The sequence below is a fragment of the Spongiibacter nanhainus genome (genome assembly GCF_016132545.1).
GTDB classification, from domain to species: Bacteria; Pseudomonadota; Gammaproteobacteria; order Pseudomonadales; family Spongiibacteraceae; genus Spongiibacter; species Spongiibacter nanhainus.
The window spans coordinates 1,186,822-1,204,040 of the sequence record NZ_CP066167.1; the positions used below are offsets into that span (position 1 = coordinate 1,186,822).

The following is a 17,219-nucleotide window of genomic DNA, read 5'->3' on the forward strand; positions in this document are numbered from 1 at the left end:
AGCAATTAGCGGCGCAGTATAACAGAGCTGCGGCGTGGCTCAGAGCGTTAATCTCGTTGTTTCGTTGAGGCCTTCCTGATAAACTGAGCTCCCATCTTGTGGGGCTCACCACGCAGGCGCCGAGGTTTGTCTGTGCTGGCCCTTTCCATCTAGCTAGCTCAGAGTAAAGGCTTTTCATGGCGCGATTTATCTTCGTCACAGGCGGTGTTGTTTCTTCCCTCGGCAAGGGCATCGCCTCGGCTTCCCTTGGTGCCATTCTTGAGGCCCGTGGTCTCAATGTCACCATGCTCAAATTAGACCCTTATATCAACGTCGACCCGGGGACCATGAGCCCCTTCCAGCACGGCGAGGTGTTTGTCACCGAAGACGGTGCGGAAACCGACCTCGACCTTGGGCACTACGAACGCTTTGTGCGGGCCAAAATGCACAAAGGCAATAACTTCACTACCGGACGGGTTTACGAGACGGTGCTGCGCAAAGAGCGCCGCGGCGACTACCTGGGCGGTACCGTGCAGGTTATTCCCCACGTTACCGATGAAATTAAACGGCGGGTGATTGCCGGTGCCGGTGATGCCGACGTCGCCATTGTTGAGATTGGCGGCACGGTGGGGGATATCGAGGGCCTGCCGTTCTTTGAGGCCGCCCGTCAGTTGAAGGTGGAGCTGGGCGCCAAGCGCGCCATGCTGGTTCACCTGACCCTGGTGCCCTACATCGCCACCGCCGGCGAGACCAAAACCAAGCCCACCCAGCACTCGGTGAAAGAGCTGCGTTCTATCGGCCTCCAACCCGACATTCTACTGTGCCGCTCCGACCACGAAGTAGACCAGAGCAGCCGCCAGAAAATCGCCCTGTTTACCAACGTCGAGTCCCGGGCGGTAATCCCGCTGCCGGATGTGGACAGTATTTACCGCATTCCCTCGCTGCTCTCCGGTGAGGGCTTGGACGATTTGGTGGTTGAGCGTTTTGGCCTGGAGTGTCCGGAAGCCGACTTGTCCGAATGGGATGACGTGATCGAAGGCGACCTGCACTGGGATCGTCAGGTCACCATCGCGATGGTGGGCAAATACATGGAATTGCTGGACGCCTACAAATCCTTGAATGAGGCGCTTAAACACGCCGGTATTCACACCCGCAGCAAGGTCAATGTCAGGTACATCGATTCAGAGACCATAGAGACTGAAGGGGTTGGCGTACTGGATGGCGTTGACGGCATTCTGGTGCCGGGCGGCTTTGGCAACCGGGGTGTAGAGGGCAAGATCCGCACGGTGCAATACGCCAGGGAAAATCGCATTCCCTACCTGGGCATTTGCCTGGGTATGCAGGTCGCGGTAATCGAATTTGCCCGCAATGTATTGGGGCTTGAGGGAGCTAACAGTAGCGAATTTGCGGAGAACAGTCCGCACCCGGTGGTGGGGCTGATCACAGAATGGATTACCTCCGAGGGGGCCGTGGAGCAGCGCGACGCGGGTTCGGACCTCGGCGGCACCATGCGCTTGGGGGCACAGGCCTGTCATTTGGTTGAGGGTTCCAGCGCCAGAGGGATTTACGGAGCCGAGACAATTATGGAGCGCCACCGCCACCGCTATGAAGTGAATAACAATTACGTTGAGCAACTACAGCAAGCGGGCTTGCGAATCGGTGGCTGGTCAGGGGATAACAGCCTGGTGGAAGTGGTCGAGGTTGCCGACCACCCCTGGTTTGTCGCCTGCCAGTTCCACCCCGAGTTTACCTCTGACCCACGGGACGGCCACCCGCTGTTTACCGGGTTTATTGAGGCGGCGATGGCGGCAGCAAAGTCTCAGTAGCCCCATCAGACGCACCAAAAATCAGATGGCGATTCCCCCTCAAAACGATCCGGGGAATGGCCCTGGGCCATGACAGGAAGCACCCATGAATACCAAAACTGTTAACGTATCCGGCATTGACGTTGCCAATGATCGCCCCTTTGTGTTGTTCGGTGGCATGAATGTGCTGGAATCCCGGGATATGGCCATGCAGGTGGCGGAGCACTATGTAACGGTGTGCGCCGAGCTGGGTATTCCCTATGTGTTTAAAGCGTCTTTTGACAAAGCCAACCGCTCGTCAATTCACTCCTTTCGCGGCCCAGGCATGGATGAAGGGCTGAAGATTTTTGAAGAGATCAAGCAGACCTTTAAGGTGCCGGTGATCACCGACGTGCACGAGGTCCATCAAGCGGCGCCAGTGGCGGCGGTGTGCGACGTGATTCAGCTGCCGGCCTTTCTGGCCCGCCAGACCGATCTGGTGGCGGCGATGGCAGCAACTGGGGCGGCGATCAATATCAAAAAGCCCCAGTTCCTGAGCCCCGGGCAAATGAAAAACATCGTCGAGAAGTTTGCCGAGTGCGGCAACGACAAGATCATGCTCTGCGAGCGGGGCAGCAATTTTGGCTACGACAACCTGGTCGTGGATATGCTGGGTTTTCGCACCATGCAGGAAGTGAGCGGCGGCGCGCCGGTGATCTTTGATGTCACCCACGCCCTACAGTGCCGGGACCCCATGGGCGCGGCCTCCGGTGGCCGTCGTCATCAGGTCGCCGAATTGGGCCGGGCGGGGATGGCCATCGGTTTGGCTGGCCTGTTTTTGGAGGCCCACCCCAACCCTGATCAGGCCAAGTGTGACGGCCCTAGCGCGCTCCCATTAGACGCCCTGAAACCCTTTTTATCGCAAATGAAAGCGGTGGACGATTTGATCAAGTCCCTGCCGGCTTTACAGATTAGTTAGTGAATTAACGGAGACGTATGTCATGGCGGAAATCGTCGATATCAAAGCCTTTGAAGTCCTGGATTCCCGGGGGAACCCCACAGTAGAGGCCGATGTGGTGCTGGCCTCGGGTGCCGTGGGCTCGGCCTGCGCGCCTTCGGGTGCCTCAACCGGTTCCCGGGAAGCCCTGGAACTGCGGGACGGCGACAAGAGCCGCTACCTGGGCAAGGGTGTGCAAAAGGCGGTGGCCAACATCAATACCACCATCCGCGACCTGCTGATCGGTTTTGATGCCGAAGATCAACGCGGCCTGGATAAGGCGATGATCGATGCCGATGGCACTGACAACAAAGCCAACCTGGGTGCCAACGCCATATTGGCGGTGTCCTTGGCTGCGGCCAAGGCGGTGGCAGCGGAGAAGGGCATTCCTCTTTACCAACGCATTGCCCAAATCAACGGCACCGAAGGTCAGTACACCATGCCGGTGCCGATGATGAATATCCTCAACGGCGGTGAGCACGCCGATAACAACGTCGATATTCAGGAGTTTATGATTCAGCCGGTGGGCGCTGAGACCTTTACCGAGGCCCTGCGGGTGGGCGCCGAAATCTTCCACGCTTTGAAGAAAGTGCTGGTGGGTCGTGGTCTTAACACCGCGGTGGGTGATGAGGGTGGCTTCGCTCCCAACCTGCCTTCCAATGAAGCCGCGCTGGAAGTGATTGCCGAAGCCGTGGCCAACGCCGGCTATACCCTGGGCGAAGACGTGACTCTGGCCCTGGATTGCGCCTCATCGGAGTTTTATAAAGACGGAAAATATAAGCTCAGTGGCGAGGGCAAAGAATTTGACGCCGCCGGCTTTGCCGCCTACCTGGATGCTTTAAGCCAGAAATACCCGATTATTTCTATCGAAGACGGTATGGACGAGAGCGACTGGGACGGCTGGCAGGCGCTGACTGAGCTGACCGGCGACCGGGTGCAGCTGGTGGGTGACGACCTGTTCGTGACCAACACTGAAATCCTCAAGCGGGGCATCGACAACAATATCGCCAACTCCATTTTGATTAAATTCAATCAGATTGGCTCCCTGAGTGAGACCCTGGATGCCATCAACATGGCCAAAGACGCCGGCTACACCGCGGTGATTTCCCACCGTAGCGGCGAAACCGAAGATACCACCATTGCCGATCTGGCGGTGGCGACGTCGGCTGGCCAGATCAAGACTGGCTCGCTGTGCCGTTCTGACCGGGTTGCCAAGTACAACCGCCTGCTGCGCATCGAAGCGGAGTTGGGTGCGGCTTACCGCGGTCGCGACGAGTTCGCACGCCAGAGCTAGGCCGTAACTGCCTAGCTATCTGGAGTTTGGGATGACTCGCCGCCGACTGTTGATTGTACTGCTGATCATACTGGCCGTCCTGCAGTGGCGGCTTTGGACTGGTCGCGGCAGCTTTGAGCAGGTGGTGAGTCTCAAACGCGATATCCAGGAACAAAAGCAGGTCAATCGCGAGCTGCGCCAGCGCAACGAGCGCTTGTATGGCGAAGTTCGCAGCCTCAAGGACAACCTCGACAGCATCGAAGAACGCGCCCGCAGCGATCTTGGTCTGATCAAAGAGGGCGAAACCTTCTATTTGATTATTGAGGAGTAACGAGGCGCTTATGTCGCGGATATGGGCAGTAATGCCGGCGGCGGGGCAGGGCAGTCGTTTTGGTGGTGATTGCCCCAAGCAGTATCTGCCACTGGCTGGTAAAGCCATTATCGAGCGCAGTATCGCAGCGATATTGCGTTGCCCGGATCTTGCTGGATTGGTCGTTGCGCTGGGCCCAGCGGATAGCCGTTTTGCCGCGTTAACCTGCGCCTCTGACCCCAGAGTCCATACCGTAACGGGCGGCGATGATCGCGCACGCTCGGTGGAAAACGCCCTGGACTATCTCAGTGCAAGCGCGGACCCCGACGACTGGGTTCTGGTTCACGACGCGGCCCGCCCCTGTTTATCCTGGTCCGAGTTGGAGGCGCTACTGTCGGCGGGGGGCTCCTCTTCCGAGGGCGCTTTGCTGGCGCTGCCGGTGGTGGATACCCTCAAGCGGGTGGACAGTGATGGGCGAGTCGTGGCGACCGTTGAGCGGGATCAGCTGTGGCGTGCCCAGACACCGCAGTATTTTCCTCTGTTCAAACTTCGTGATGCACTGCGTCACTGTCGCCTCGCTGGTGAACAGGTTACCGATGAGGCCTCGGCCATGCAGGCAGTGGGAGCCCGGCCCCGCGTCGTGGCCGGTAGCCATCGCAATATTAAGATTACTCACCCCGAGGACTTGGCCCTGGCAGAGGGCTTCCTCCGCGAGCTGCAGCAACAGGTGCAACAATGACGATGCCTTTTCGTATTGGTCACGGCTACGATGTGCACCGCCTGACATCTGGGCAGGGTATTGTGCTGGGAGGGGTGTCGATACCCTGTGAGCTGGGTTTGGTTGCCCACTCCGATGGCGACGTGGCCTTACACGCACTTTGCGATGCGTTGTTGGGCGCCCTGGCCCTGGGCGATATCGGCAAACACTTTCCCGATACCGACCCCCGTTACGCCGGTGCCAATAGTCTGACTTTGCTGCAACACTGCTACCAATTGGTTTGCCAACAGGGCTATTCTCTGGGTAATGCCGACATCACCATTGCCGCTCAGGCCCCCAAGCTGGCGCCCCATATCGCCGCCATGAGACAAACCATTGCCGACGCTTTGCAGGTTGAGGCCGCAGCGATCAGCGTCAAAGCCACCACCACAGAGAAATTGGGTTTTGTCGGCCGGCAGGAAGGCATTGCCGTCGATGCCGTGGTGCTATTGGCCCGGCGCGAGCCGGAGCCCGGCGCATGAGTGCGGCGGTGAGCGAGTTGGCCAAGGCCTACCCCGCCATCTCGCTGGAAGGCGATATCAAACAGCACGCTGAGGATTTTGTCGTAGAAGAACTGCTGGATATTCCTTTCAGTGACGACGGTGAGTTCGACTGGCTGTGGGTGGAAAAGCGCGGCCAAAATACCGACTTTGTTGCTCGTCAGCTAGCCCGTCACGCCAATCTGGCCAGCAAAGCCGTCAGCTATTCAGGCATGAAGGACCGTCACGCGGTGACGCGGCAGTGGTTCTGCGTTCACACCCCCGGCAAACAGCGACTGGACTGGCAGGGTGTGGCTGGGGAGGGGTGGCGTGTGACAAAGGCTCTGCGTCATCGGCAAAAATTGCGCCGCGGCACCCACAGTGGCAACCGTTTTACCCTGTTGCTTCGCAATGTGAAGGGCGAATCTGACGCCGCCGGTGAGCGGCTGGAGACGCTCTCTCGCGAGGGATTCCCCAATTATTTTGCTGAGCAGCGCTTTGGCATTGACGGCGGCAACCTGGTGCAGTGTCGCCGTTGGTTTGAAGGCGACTTTAGCCCTAAACGCTTTCAGCGCGGTATATTATTGTCTTCAGCGCGGTCGTTTCTGTTTAACGAGGTGTTGAGCCGTCGGGTTGAGCTGGGCTGTTGGAATTCGGCATTGGATGAGGGCGAGTTGTTTGCGTTGCGGGATAGCGGCAGTGTGTTTAGTGATACCGTCGACGACGGGCTGCGCCAGCGACTGCAAGTGGGTGATATTCACCCTACAGGCCCGCTTTTTGGCAAAGTAGGGAAAACCACCGTCGGTGAAACGGTCGCCCAGTTCGAGGACCAGATCATCGACCGCCACCCATTGCTGCGTGACGGTCTGCTTCGTTTTGATGCGTCGATGGCGCGGCGCAGTTTGCGGGTTATGCCCGTGTCGCTGGTGGCCGAATGGCCGGCGAGAGATCAATTACAACTGAGTTTTTCGCTGCCCAAGGGCTGTTTCGCCACCGCGCTTGTGCGAGAATTGTTGACGCCGCCTGTGGCGACGACCCAAGAGAACAATAGCACGTGAGCAGGATTAATCTTCAAGGCATTGGTATGACTTCCCAGCGGACCCGGGATCGCTTGATTGAGCGCCTGAGGGAGAAAGGGATTACCAGCGCTGACGTGCTGGAGGTGATGCGGGCCACACCCCGGCATATTTTTCTCGACGAAGCCCTCTCTCACCGCGCCTACGAAGACAGCGCCCTCCCCATCGGTTTTCAGCAAACACTCTCTCAACCTTATATCGTGGCGCGAATGACCGAGCTGCTGTTGGCCGAGGGTCCCCGCCGGCGGGTGCTGGAAGTGGGCACGGGCTCGGGCTATCAAACTGCGGTACTGGCCCAGCTGGTGGACCGGGTCTACAGCGTAGAACGCATCCGGCCGCTACAGGAAAAAGCCCGTCAGCGGCTCTCCCAATTGGGCCTGCGCAATGCCCATTTGCGCCACGCAGACGGCGGCATGGGCTGGGCCCAGCGGGGCCCCTACGATGGCATTTTGTCCACTGCGGCACCGGAGCAAGTTCCCGAGGAGCTGCTCGAGCAGCTGGCCGTGGGTGGGCGACTGGTGATCCCGGTGGGGGCTCAGGGCAAGCAGCAGCAGTTACGGGTTTATGACCGCAGCGACACTGGCATCGTTGAACAGGTGATGGACTCAGTGTTGTTTGTCCCCCTTGTCTCCGGCGTGCTGTCGTAAATTTTTCCCCAAGCTCAAAGGAAATGGTTCATGGCGAGCAATAAGTATTACGCCGGTATCGTCGCGCGCGGTGTGGCCATGGGCGCCGCCGATGTGGTGCCCGGTGTGTCTGGTGGGACGATCGCTTTTATCACCGGTATTTACGATACCCTGATCGACAGTCTAAAGGCCTTTGGCCCCAGTGCGTTGCAGATACTGTGGAAAGAGGGACCAGGGCCGGCCTGGCGCTACGTTAACGGTAGCTTTTTGCTGGCGCTGTTTAGCGGTATAGCACTGAGTATCCTGACACTGGCCAATGCCATCGATTACGCCTTGACCCATCACCCCGTGCTGCTGTCGGCGTTTTTCTTTGGCTTGATATTGGCATCAGCCGTATTGATTTACCGGCAGATTCCCGCGGCTGATCGCGGCATCGTTATGGTGGTGCCCGGCGTTGTCTTCGCTTTGGCGGTGTCGCTGATTCGCCCGGGCGAACTGCCGGTGAATTACCTCACTGTATTCTGTTCTGGTGCGGTGGCAATTTGCGCCATGATTCTACCCGGGATATCCGGCAGCTTTATCCTGCTTATACTGGGTATGTATGGCCCGGTGATTGCCGCTATCAAAAACCTGGAGTTCGCCACCCTGGCGGTCTTTGCCCTGGGCTGCGGCACCGGGCTTATGTTGTTTGTGCGGCTGCTGTCCTGGCTGTTGCATCGCCATCGCCACGGTTTACTGCAATTTCTGACTGGTCTGCTGCTGGGCTCACTGGCCATTATCTGGCCCTGGAAGGCAGAGACACCGGTAATCCAAGGTGTTAATTGGTACAACGTCTGGCCCTGGCACTACCAGGGGAGTTTCAGCGCCGATCTGCCACTGGCGATACTACTGGCCCTTGTGGGGGTGGCGATAATTTGGCTGATCGAGCGGGCGGCCCTTGAGCGTTGAACTTTTGCTGTCGCGCAGCTTTCCTATAGACTGGGCGCAACAAGGGGCAATGGAAAGGTAGAATGCGTCGGCTGGCGGGGAAAAGTATCGCAACGCTGTTGCTGATGGCGAGCTTGTCCGCCTGCGCTGCCAACACCAACCGGGCTCCCATTGTCGATCGCTACAACCCTTCTGAACAACGCCCGGATTATTACGTGGTGAGCCGCGGTGATACCTTGTTCTCCATTGCCTTCCGCTACGGTCTCGATGTTCAAGGGCTTGCCGCGGCCAATACTATTCGTGCGCCCTATACGATTTACCCGGGTCAGCGCTTGCGCTTGCGGGAAGGTCGCGTTCCTGCGCCGCGCCCCAGTGTAAGTACTAAGCCCATTGTTGCCTCGAAGCCGCCACCAAAGGCTGTCAGTAAGAGTCCAAGCAAACCAAAAACCCCACCCCTTCAATCAGCACCCGCTAATGAAAGTTGGCGCTGGCCCGCCGCTGGCCCGGTGCTGAGGGCCTTTGTGGCCACCAGTCAGGCGCACAAAGGTATTGATATCAAAGGCAAAATGGGGGAGTCTGTAAAGGCGTCCCGCAGTGGCACCGTGGTGTATGCCGGCAGTGGGTTGGTGGGTTACGGTAACCTGCTCATACTGAAACACTCCGAGCGTTACCTCAGTGCCTACGGGCACAACCGACGTTTATTGGTAAAAGAAGGAGATATCGTCAAAGCGGGCCAAGTCATTGCCGAGTTGGGAGACAGTGGCACAGACACGGCCAAGCTACATTTTGAAATTCGTGTAGATGGAAAACCGGTTGATCCTTTGCGGCTGCTACCCCGTAGATAACATTGGTTGCCATTGCGCTGACTGCGGCTTTTTTCGTAATACGCGCACCATCAATGAAGTCGAAACACTGAAATTGAAACAACGAAATCGAAAATAGCAGCGCGCAATCGCATCACCAAGTCGATGAGCAGTGCACATCACTGCCAGCCAATAACAGTAATAGTAAGGATTCGACGATGCGGGTATTTGAAACACGGACGGAAAGTTCGGCTATTCCCGATAGCCTGGACTTTAATGACGAAGGCAAGAGCCGCCAGCGCGACAGCCGTCGCGATAGCGCCAGCCGGGGGGAATTGGACGCCACCCAACTGTATTTAAACGAAATTGGTTTTTCGCCACTGCTCACACCCGAGCAGGAAAAGCACTACGCCCGACTTGCCAGAAAAGGTGATGCCGCCGGTCGCAAACGAATGATCGAGAGCAACCTGCGTTTGGTGGTCAAAATCGCCCGCCGCTATCTGAACCGCGGCCTCACCCTGTTGGATTTAATTGAAGAGGGTAACCTCGGTTTAATCCGCGCAGTAGAAAAATTCGACCCCGAGAAGGGCTTTCGGTTTTCCACTTACGCCACTTGGTGGATTCGGCAAACCATTGAGCGGGCCATCATGAATCAGTCCCGCACCATCCGCCTTCCTATCCATGTTGTTAAAGAACTTAACTCCTATCTGCGTGCCGAGCGGGAGCTTAGCCAGAAGTTGGATCATTTGCCCTCTCCAGAAGAGATGGCAAATGCCTTGGACAGACCAGTGGATGAGGCCAAACGGCTGTGTCGCCTGAAGGAGCGAGTCGGTTCGGTGGATGTGCCGGTGGGGCGGGACAGTGGCCAGTTGTTGCTGGATACCATTGCCGACCATCAGGCCTCTAATCCCAGCGATATTTTGCAGGATCAGGACCTATCCCAATGTTTAGACACCTGGCTGGATGAGTTGACCGATAAACAGCAGGACGTGGTAGTGAGGCGGTTTGGGCTTCGTGGCCACGATCCTGCCACTCTGGAGAATGTCGGCCAGGTGATTGGACTGACTCGGGAACGGGTTAGGCAAATACAGGTCGAGGCACTCAATTCGCTGCGGAAAATTCTTGAAAAGAACGGTTTGAACGCTACATCGCTGTTTGCCAGCGAGGGGGCTGAAATTTAGCCGTAGACTGTGACGCAGACATAAAAAAAGCCCGCAGTGCGGGCTTTTTTTATGTCTTGATATGCAGTGAGCGTACTAGCGCTCGAGGTGCTGCAACTTGTTGGGTACGCCGTTCCATTCTTCGGCATCCGCGGGAGCGTCCTTCATTTCAGTGATATTGGGCCACACCTCAGCCAGTTCGGCGTTGAGTTCCAGGAAAACCTGCTGATCTTCGGGCAGCTCGTCTTCTGAGAAGATGGCCTCGGCGGGGCACTCAGGCTCACACAGTGCACAGTCGATGCACTCATCGGGGTGAATCACCAAAAAGTTGGGGCCTTCGTAGAAACAATCGACCGGGCAAACCTCCACACAGTCGGTGTGTTTGCATTTAATGCAGTTTTCGCCTACGACAAACGTCATTCTGTTAAGCCCCTCTCGCTTACTGACTTGATTTTGAGCGCGCTATTGTACCACCAGCGGTAAAAAACCGCATAGCACGGGTATTAATCATAATTTAACTTTGGCTTATCGCTTTTATCCATGATCTTTTTGGGCGAGTGCCTTGAGCTCATAGAGCAGGGTATGGGCATCCCGGGGGCTGAGCTCGTCGGGGTCGATATCGCCGAGACGCTCCGCCAGCGGATCTGGGCTTGCCGGTTGTGGACTCGGTGGCGGCGCCGCAAACAGGTCGGCCTGGGGGTGGGGTGCGTCCACTGCCGAGCCGATGGCCTGGTTTTCAAGCTCGTGAAGCTTTTGTTTGGCGGCGGCCAGCACCCGGTCGGGAATGCCTGCTAATTTTGCCACTTGCAGTCCGTAGCTGCGATTGGCAGGGCCTTCCTCAACCCGGTGTAGAAAGACGATGTGGTCCTGATACTCGGTGACACCGAGGTGCACGTTGGCGGCGCCGGGGTATTGCTCCGGTAGCACGGTCAGTTCAAAGTAGTGAGTGGCGAACAGCGTCAGGGCGCCGACTCGGTCGGCCAGCTGAATGGCGCTGGCCCAGGCCAGCGCCAGGCCGTCAAAGGTGCTGGTCCCCCGGCCTATTTCATCCATTAATATCAGGCTGTTCTCGGTAGCATTGTGGAGGATGTTGGCGGTCTCGGTCATTTCCACCATAAAGGTGGAGCGGCCGCCGGCCAGATCGTCAGAGGAGCCAATACGGGTAAATATCTGATCTACCAGACCCAGTTTCACCTGCCTGGCGGGGACAAAGCTGCCGATATGGGCCAGCAGCACAATCAGCGCGGTCTGGCGCATATAGGTCGATTTACCCCCCATATTGGGGCCGGTGATAATCAGGGTTCGGCGGGCGGTATCTAGCCTTAGATCGTTGGCGATAAAGGGATCGTCCAGGACACTCTCAACCACCGGGTGGCGGCCCTGGTCGATAGTGAGCTCGGAGGTATCGCTGAATTCCGGCGCGCAAAAATCCAGCTGCTCGGCGCGCTCGGCCAGGTTGCAGAGCACGTCCAGCTCGCACAGCGCTCGGGCGCTGAGTTGCAGTTCGCCCAGTTGCTGGTTGAGGGCATCCAGCAGCGCTTCATAGAGCATTTTCTCCCGGGCCAGCGCGCGGCTTTTACTGCTCAACGCCTTGTCTTCGAATTCCTTCAGCTCGGGAGTGATAAAACGCTCGGCATTTTTCAGGGTTTGCCGGCGTATGTACTCCACCGGCGCCTGCTGGGCCTGAACCCGGCTGATCTCAATATAGTAACCGTGGACCCGGTTGTAACCGACCTTGAGACTGGAAAGTCCGGTCTGTTCCCGCTCCCGCTGCTCCACCTGCAATAGGAAGTCGCCGGCATCGCTGCTTAGGCTGCGCAGCTCGTCCAGCTCGCTGTCGTAGCCCTCGGCGATCACACCGCCGTCCCGCATCACCATCGGAGGATTGTCGATAATGGCCCGCTCCAGCAGCGACGCTGTCTCGGGGAATTCGGCGATATCGCTGGACAGGGTCGCCAGGTGTGGCACGTCCAGGCTTGTGAGTAGAGATTGTAGCTGGGGCAACACAGCCAGCGAGGACTGCAGACGCGACAAATCCCGTGGGCGGGCAGAGCGCAGCGCTACCCGGGATAGGATACGCTCCAGGTCGCCAATTTGCTTAAGGACGTTCTGGATACCCTCGAAGTGATAGTCATCTTTCAGTGCGGCGACGCTGGCCAGGCGTGCTTCCAGAACGTTGCGGTCCCGCAGTGGCCGGTGCAGCCAGCGCTTAAACAGCCGGCTGCCCATGGCCGTCTGGCAGCGGTCGAGGACCGAGGCCAGGGTGTTGTCGGTGCCCCCGGCCAGGTTGATGTCCAGCTCCAGATTGCGGCGGGTGGCGGCGTCCATGGCGACAGCCTGGTCTCGCAATTCCACGCTCAGCTGACGGATATGGGGCAGCTCGCTGCGCTGGGTATCTTTGACGTAGTTAAGCAGGCAACCCGCGGCCGCCGTGGCCAGTCGCAGGTGCTGGCAGCCAAACCCTTGCAAATCCTGTACGCCAAAGTGCGCGCACAGCAGCCGCTGGGCGTTGTCGCTGTCGTATTCCCAGGGCGGCAGGCGGCGCAGGCCGGGTAAGTCGGGGAGGGTCTCGCTGACCAGGTCCTCGGCAAGCAGTAATTCCGCCGGGCGCAGCCGCTGTAACTCGCTAAGTAACTCGCCTTCGCTGTCTACCTCAAATACGCTGAAGCGGCCGCTGCTCATATCCAATACCGCCAGGCCGTAGCGTTGGTCCTGCTGGCAGGCCGCGACCAGCAGGGTGTCCCGGCGCTCATCCAGTAGGGCCTCATCGCTGAGGGTGCCGGGGGTGACAATGCGGGTGACCTTGCGCTCTACCGGTCCCTTGCTGGTGGCGGGGTCGCCGATTTGCTCGCAAATCGCGACCGAGACGCCTAACTTGACCAGTTTGGCTAGGTAGCCCTCCACTGAATGGAAGGGCACCCCACACATGGGGATGGGTTCGCCGCCAGATTTGCCCCGGGCAGTGAGGGTGATATCCAACAAGGACGCCGCCCGTTTGGCGTCGTTAAAGAACAGTTCGTAAAAATCCCCCATACGGTAGAAAAGCAGCTCGTTGGGGTGATCTGCCTTGATCTTCATAAACTGCTGCATCATCGGCGTGTGTTGGGCCGAGGCATTGGTGCTTTTGGTCATAGGGCGATGATTGATTTTACTGGTGACAGGCGCGCGCCGGTGGCGCACTCAAAGTGCGTAAGAGTACTTTGATGTGCCAGCGGACGCCAGTCGTTACCCTGTCATTACCCAGATGTCGGAGGCAGATCCATACTGTTGGCGCGCTGGAAGGCGGGGCGGGCAATCAGCTTTTGGAAGTAGGCTTCGGTTTGGGGTTTGTAGGCCTCGACCAGTCCGAAGGTGCGGCCCAGGTAGAGGGCATAGCCCACCGCGATATCGGCAATGGTAAACCGTGAGGCGCACAGGTAGTCGTGGTCCAGCAGATGGGTATCCAGCATCCGCAGACGGGACATGTACCACTGCACGTAGTCTTCAGCGACTTGGGGTTGCCGGCGTTCTTCCGGCTCCATCAAGGCGTAGCGCAAATAGAGGGTTTGCGGAAAGGTGAGGGTGGCGTCGCTGTGGTAGAGCCAGTTGAGGTAGTTACCGTATTCTGGGTGTTCGACAGTCAGGCCCAACTCGGTGGGGCCGTACTTGTCCACTAGGTAGTGGCAGATCCCGCTGGATTCGGTCATGCGGGTGTCGCCATCGATCAGGTAGGGTAGTGTCCCCAGCGGATTGACCTCCAGGTAAGAGGGCTGGAGCAGTCGCGGCGGGAAGGGCACCATTTCCAGGTGGTAGTCGAGGCCCATTTCCTCCAGGGTCCACAGGGCCCGAAGGGAGCGGGTGTCTTTGCCGTGCCATAGGGTTAAGCTCATGGATGTGTCCCCATCAATTTGCAGATAATACCCAGCATCACTTCGTCGGCGCCGCCGCCAATGGAGCCCAGGCGGCTGTCGCGGTAGCTCCGCGACACCAGGTTGTCCCACATATAGCCCATGCCGCCCCAGTATTGCAGACAGGCGTCGGTGACTTCTCGGGATAGGCGCCCCGATTTTAGTTTGGCCATGGAGGCCTTCATGGTGACATCGCTGCCGTTGATGTACTCCTCTACCGCTTGGTAGACCAGGGCGCGCAGCGCCTCCACCTCGCACTGCAATTCCGCCAGACGGTAGTGGACGACCTGATTGTCCAGTAGTGCTTTGCCAAAGACCTGGCGATCCCGGCAGTACTCTGCGGTCGATTCAATGCAGGCCTCCATAGATTTTAGCGACATGGCGGCGGCAAATAATCGCTCTTCCTGAAACTGCTGCATCTGGTACACAAAGCCCTTGCCCTCTTCGCCGATAAGGTAGCGTTGGGGCACCCGGACATTGTCAAAGAACACCTGAGCTGTATCGGAGCTGCGCATACCGAGTTTGTTGAGCCGCTCAGAGAAACTGATGCCCGGCGTGTTGGAGGGCACCACGATCAGTGATTTGCTGCGGTGGACCGGGCCGTCGCTGGTATTGGCCAGCAGGCAGATAAAGTCGGATTGAGTGGAGTTGGTAATCCACATTTTGCTGCCGTTGATGACATAGTCGTCACCGTCTTTGCGGGCCTGGGTTGTGATGGCGGCAACGTCGGAGCCTGCGCCGGGCTCGCTGACACCAATGGAGACTACTTTGTCACCGGCAATGGCCGGGGCCAGAAATTCTTTGCGCAATTCGTCACTGCCGTGGCGGGCCAGTGCCGGTGTCGCCATATCGGTTTGCACGCCAATGGCCATAGGGATGCCGCCGCAGTGGCAGGCGCCCAGTTCCTCGGCAAAGGCCAGCTGGTAGCTGTAGTCCAGCCCCATGCCGCCAAAGGCTTCGGGCTTGGCGATGCCCAACAGGCCCAGGTCGCCCATTTTTTTAAACAGGGTGTGGGCAGGGAAAATGCCAGCCTCTTCCCACTCGCTGACAAAGGGGTTGATCTCGTTTTCCACCAGCGCCCGGGTGCTGCGGCGCAGGGCCTCGTGTTCTTCTGTAAATCGCATAGCGACATCCTCGTTATTTTCTTTTACGGCCCCGCTTGCCGGGAGCTGAAATTGCCCATATCCTAGCAATAAATATAATTACCAAGCAAGCGCTTGGTTTGGGGTGTGTGTCTGCGGTGCAAGCATGTGTTGCAGGCAGCGGTGAGTTAAAGGAGATCAAATGGTCGACAGGGGAGTGCTACTGAAACGCCTGATTACCGAGGGGCGCATCACCGATCCTGCCAGCCCCCGGGGGCGGGTATTGGCTGCCGCCGCGAAATTATTTCGCCAGCAGGGCTTCCACCGCACTACCGTTCGCGCCCTGGCAGCGGAGATCGGTATTCTGTCCGGGAGTATTTTTCATCACTTCGATAACAAAGACGCCATTCTCTTTGCGGTGATGGAGGAGGTGGTGGTGGCCATGGATGAAGCGCTGAAGACGGCTATTGCAGAGGCAAGCTCAACCCGTGAGCGAGTCAGGGCGCTAATCAGCGTGGAGCTGCAGTTTATCCATGGCAAAACGGGCGATGCCTGTTCGGTGCTAATCCATGAGTGGGGAGCGCTTACAGAAGATCGCCAGCGTAAGGTGCTGGAAGGCCGCGAGCGCTATTTTCAGAGCTGGCGAGGTACCCTGGCGCAGGCACGGCAGGAGGGGCTGTGTGGGCTGGAGCCAGAGTACCTGATGCAATTGATTCACGGTGCGATGGCCTGGACCGCCCATTGGTATCGTCCGGAGGGTGATCTCAGCCTGGAGGGGCTGATTGACCGGGTGTTGTGCCTGGCCTTGGCGCCCTGTTCCGCCGAGCTACCCTGACTTGCTACAAGCGTGCCCGGCGCACAAAAGAATTTTGCTGTGGGGATTGACATCGTCAGGCGAAGTACTGACTATATATACAGTAATTGGTCGGGCGCCAAGCGCCCCGTGGCAGCCATTTAAATTTATCAGATGCTGCTGCATCATCCCCGGTATTAAATGCGATTAGGAGCAAAGCGGAGCTATGGACCCCAACAAGCAGAAAGCACTGGAATCGGCCCTGGGCCAGATCGAGCGCCAATTCGGCAAAGGCTCCATCATGAAAATGGGCGAAAGCTCCCGGGAAGTGATGCCGTCCATCTCGACTGGCTCACTGGGACTGGATATCGCTCTGGGGATTGGTGGCCTGCCCTGTGGGCGTATCGTGGAGATTTACGGTCCGGAATCCTCCGGTAAAACCACACTGTGTCTGCAGGTCATGGCCGAGGCACAAAAAGTCGGTAAAACCGTCGCCATTGTCGACGCCGAGCACGCACTGGACCCGCAATATGCCGAGAAGCTGGGCGTTAATCTGGACGATTTGCTGGTATCCCAGCCGGATACCGGTGAGCAGGCGCTGGAGATTACCGACATGCTGGTGCGCTCCGGCTCGGTGGACGTGATTGTGATCGACTCGGTGGCGGCTCTGGTGCCCAAGGCAGAGATCGAAGGGGATATGGGTGACTCTCACGTCGGCCTACAGGCGCGGCTGATGTCCCAGGCCCTGCGTAAGCTCACCGGCAGTATCAAACAGACCAATACCCTGGTGATCTTTATCAACCAGATCCGTATGAAAATTGGCGTGATGTTCGGCAACCCGGAAACCACCTCTGGTGGTAACGCACTGAAGTTCTATTCCTCTGTGCGGATGGATATCCGCCGTACCGGCTCGGTCAAAGAAGGCGATGAAGTGGTCGGCAACGAGACTCGGGTGAAGGTGGTCAAGAACAAGGTAGCGCCACCCTTCAAGCAGGCCGAGTTCCAGATTATGTACGGCAAGGGCATCTATCACATGGGCGAGGTGATAGATTTGGGTGTTAAGCTTGGCCTGGTGGATAAATCCGGTGCTTGGTATGCCTACCAAGGCGATAAGATTGGCCAGGGTAAAGCCAATGCCGCTCGCTTTCTGTCAGAGAATCCGGAGATTGCCGCGGAGATCGAGGCTAATATCCGCGAGCAGCTGCTACCCAAACCGGCTGCCAAAAATACCGAAGCTCAGGAAGTCGAAGAGACCGAGTAAGGGCCGTGGACGGTGTCCGCTGGTG

At 58.1% G+C, this 17,219-nt stretch carries 17 protein-coding genes; 13 read left to right on the top strand and 4 right to left on the bottom strand.

Annotated elements, in window-relative coordinates; all coding sequences use genetic code 11:
• Nucleotides 1-176 precede the first annotated feature (176 nt).
• From I6N98_RS05365 to rpoS, 11 genes are all read left to right on the top strand, one after another.
• The gene (locus I6N98_RS05365) at nt 177-1,805 is read left to right on the top strand and encodes a CTP synthase (RefSeq protein WP_198570769.1); all 1,629 of its coding nucleotides are present in this window, start codon (nt 177-179) and stop codon (nt 1,803-1,805) included.
• Nucleotides 1,806-1,890: 85 nt separating this feature from the next.
• Nucleotides 1,891-2,742 carry a 3-deoxy-8-phosphooctulonate synthase gene (gene kdsA, locus I6N98_RS05370; RefSeq protein ID WP_198570770.1) on the top strand — a complete coding sequence of 284 codons (852 nt, stop codon included), beginning with the start codon at nt 1,891-1,893 and terminating at the stop codon, nt 2,740-2,742.
• Between the two features lie 22 nt (nt 2,743-2,764).
• Nucleotides 2,765-4,054 carry a phosphopyruvate hydratase gene (gene eno, locus I6N98_RS05375; protein WP_198570771.1) on the top strand — a complete coding sequence of 430 codons (1,290 nt, stop codon included), beginning with the start codon at nt 2,765-2,767 and terminating at the stop codon, nt 4,052-4,054.
• A 31-nt stretch (nt 4,055-4,085) separates the two neighbouring features.
• Nucleotides 4,086-4,364 carry a cell division protein FtsB gene (gene ftsB, locus I6N98_RS05380; protein WP_198570772.1) on the top strand — a complete coding sequence of 93 codons (279 nt, stop codon included), beginning with the start codon at nt 4,086-4,088 and terminating at the stop codon, nt 4,362-4,364.
• 10 nt (nt 4,365-4,374) lie between these two features.
• On the top strand, nt 4,375-5,082 hold the full coding sequence (ispD, locus tag I6N98_RS05385; RefSeq protein ID WP_198570773.1) for a 2-C-methyl-D-erythritol 4-phosphate cytidylyltransferase: 708 nt from the start codon (nt 4,375-4,377) through the stop codon (nt 5,080-5,082).
• A 2-nt stretch (nt 5,083-5,084) separates the two neighbouring features.
• Nucleotides 5,085-5,582 carry a 2-C-methyl-D-erythritol 2,4-cyclodiphosphate synthase gene (gene ispF, locus I6N98_RS05390; RefSeq protein WP_198571553.1) on the top strand — a complete coding sequence of 166 codons (498 nt, stop codon included), beginning with the start codon at nt 5,085-5,087 and terminating at the stop codon, nt 5,580-5,582.
• Entirely contained in the window at nt 5,579-6,637 is a 1,059-nt protein-coding gene (truD, locus tag I6N98_RS05395; protein ID WP_198570774.1) for a tRNA pseudouridine(13) synthase TruD, read from the top strand. The genes ispF and truD overlap by 4 nt, the downstream gene beginning before the upstream one ends.
• A complete protein-coding gene (locus I6N98_RS05400) occupies nt 6,634-7,302 on the top strand; it encodes a protein-L-isoaspartate(D-aspartate) O-methyltransferase (protein ID WP_198570775.1) in 669 nt (222 codons plus the stop codon). Before truD ends, I6N98_RS05400 begins: the two co-directional genes overlap by 4 nt.
• 30 nt (nt 7,303-7,332) lie before the next feature.
• Nucleotides 7,333-8,229 (top strand): DUF368 domain-containing protein, encoded by an 897-nt coding sequence (locus I6N98_RS05405; RefSeq protein WP_198570776.1) that lies wholly within the window; start codon nt 7,333-7,335, stop codon nt 8,227-8,229.
• Between the two features lie 62 nt (nt 8,230-8,291).
• Nucleotides 8,292-9,053, top strand: a complete 762-nt coding sequence (locus tag I6N98_RS05410; protein WP_232787470.1) for a peptidoglycan DD-metalloendopeptidase family protein — start codon at nt 8,292-8,294, stop codon at nt 9,051-9,053.
• 176 nt (nt 9,054-9,229) lie between these two features.
• The gene (gene rpoS / locus I6N98_RS05415) at nt 9,230-10,192 is read left to right on the top strand and encodes an RNA polymerase sigma factor RpoS (protein WP_198570777.1); all 963 of its coding nucleotides are present in this window, start codon (nt 9,230-9,232) and stop codon (nt 10,190-10,192) included.
• Nucleotides 10,193-10,267: 75 nt separating this feature from the next.
• Here the strand turns inward: rpoS and fdxA are convergent, their stop codons facing one another.
• The 4 genes from fdxA to I6N98_RS05435 form a co-directional block, all read right to left on the bottom strand.
• Nucleotides 10,268-10,591, bottom strand: coding sequence for a ferredoxin FdxA (fdxA, locus tag I6N98_RS05420; protein WP_198570778.1), 324 nt, complete (start codon nt 10,589-10,591; stop codon nt 10,268-10,270).
• 114 nt (nt 10,592-10,705) lie between these two features.
• Nucleotides 10,706-13,303, bottom strand: coding sequence for a DNA mismatch repair protein MutS (mutS, locus tag I6N98_RS05425; protein ID WP_198570779.1), 2,598 nt, complete (start codon nt 13,301-13,303; stop codon nt 10,706-10,708).
• Between the two features lie 104 nt (nt 13,304-13,407).
• Nucleotides 13,408-14,040: a glutathione S-transferase family protein gene (locus tag I6N98_RS05430; RefSeq protein ID WP_198570780.1), complete on the bottom strand. Its 633-nt coding sequence runs from the start codon at nt 14,038-14,040 to the stop codon at nt 13,408-13,410.
• On the bottom strand, nt 14,037-15,182 hold the full coding sequence (locus tag I6N98_RS05435; protein ID WP_198570781.1) for an acyl-CoA dehydrogenase family protein: 1,146 nt from the start codon (nt 15,180-15,182) through the stop codon (nt 14,037-14,039). Before I6N98_RS05435 ends, I6N98_RS05430 begins: the two co-directional genes overlap by 4 nt.
• A 160-nt stretch (nt 15,183-15,342) precedes the next feature.
• Between I6N98_RS05435 and I6N98_RS05440 the strand changes: the two genes are divergently transcribed.
• Both I6N98_RS05440 and recA read left to right on the top strand, forming a co-directional pair.
• On the top strand, nt 15,343-15,975 hold the full coding sequence (locus I6N98_RS05440; RefSeq protein ID WP_198570782.1) for a TetR/AcrR family transcriptional regulator: 633 nt from the start codon (nt 15,343-15,345) through the stop codon (nt 15,973-15,975).
• Between the two features lie 184 nt (nt 15,976-16,159).
• Complete coding sequence (gene recA / locus I6N98_RS05445) at nt 16,160-17,194, top strand: recombinase RecA (protein ID WP_198570783.1); 1,035 nt, start codon at nt 16,160-16,162, stop codon at nt 17,192-17,194.
• The last annotated feature ends 25 nt before the right edge of the window (nt 17,195-17,219 follow it).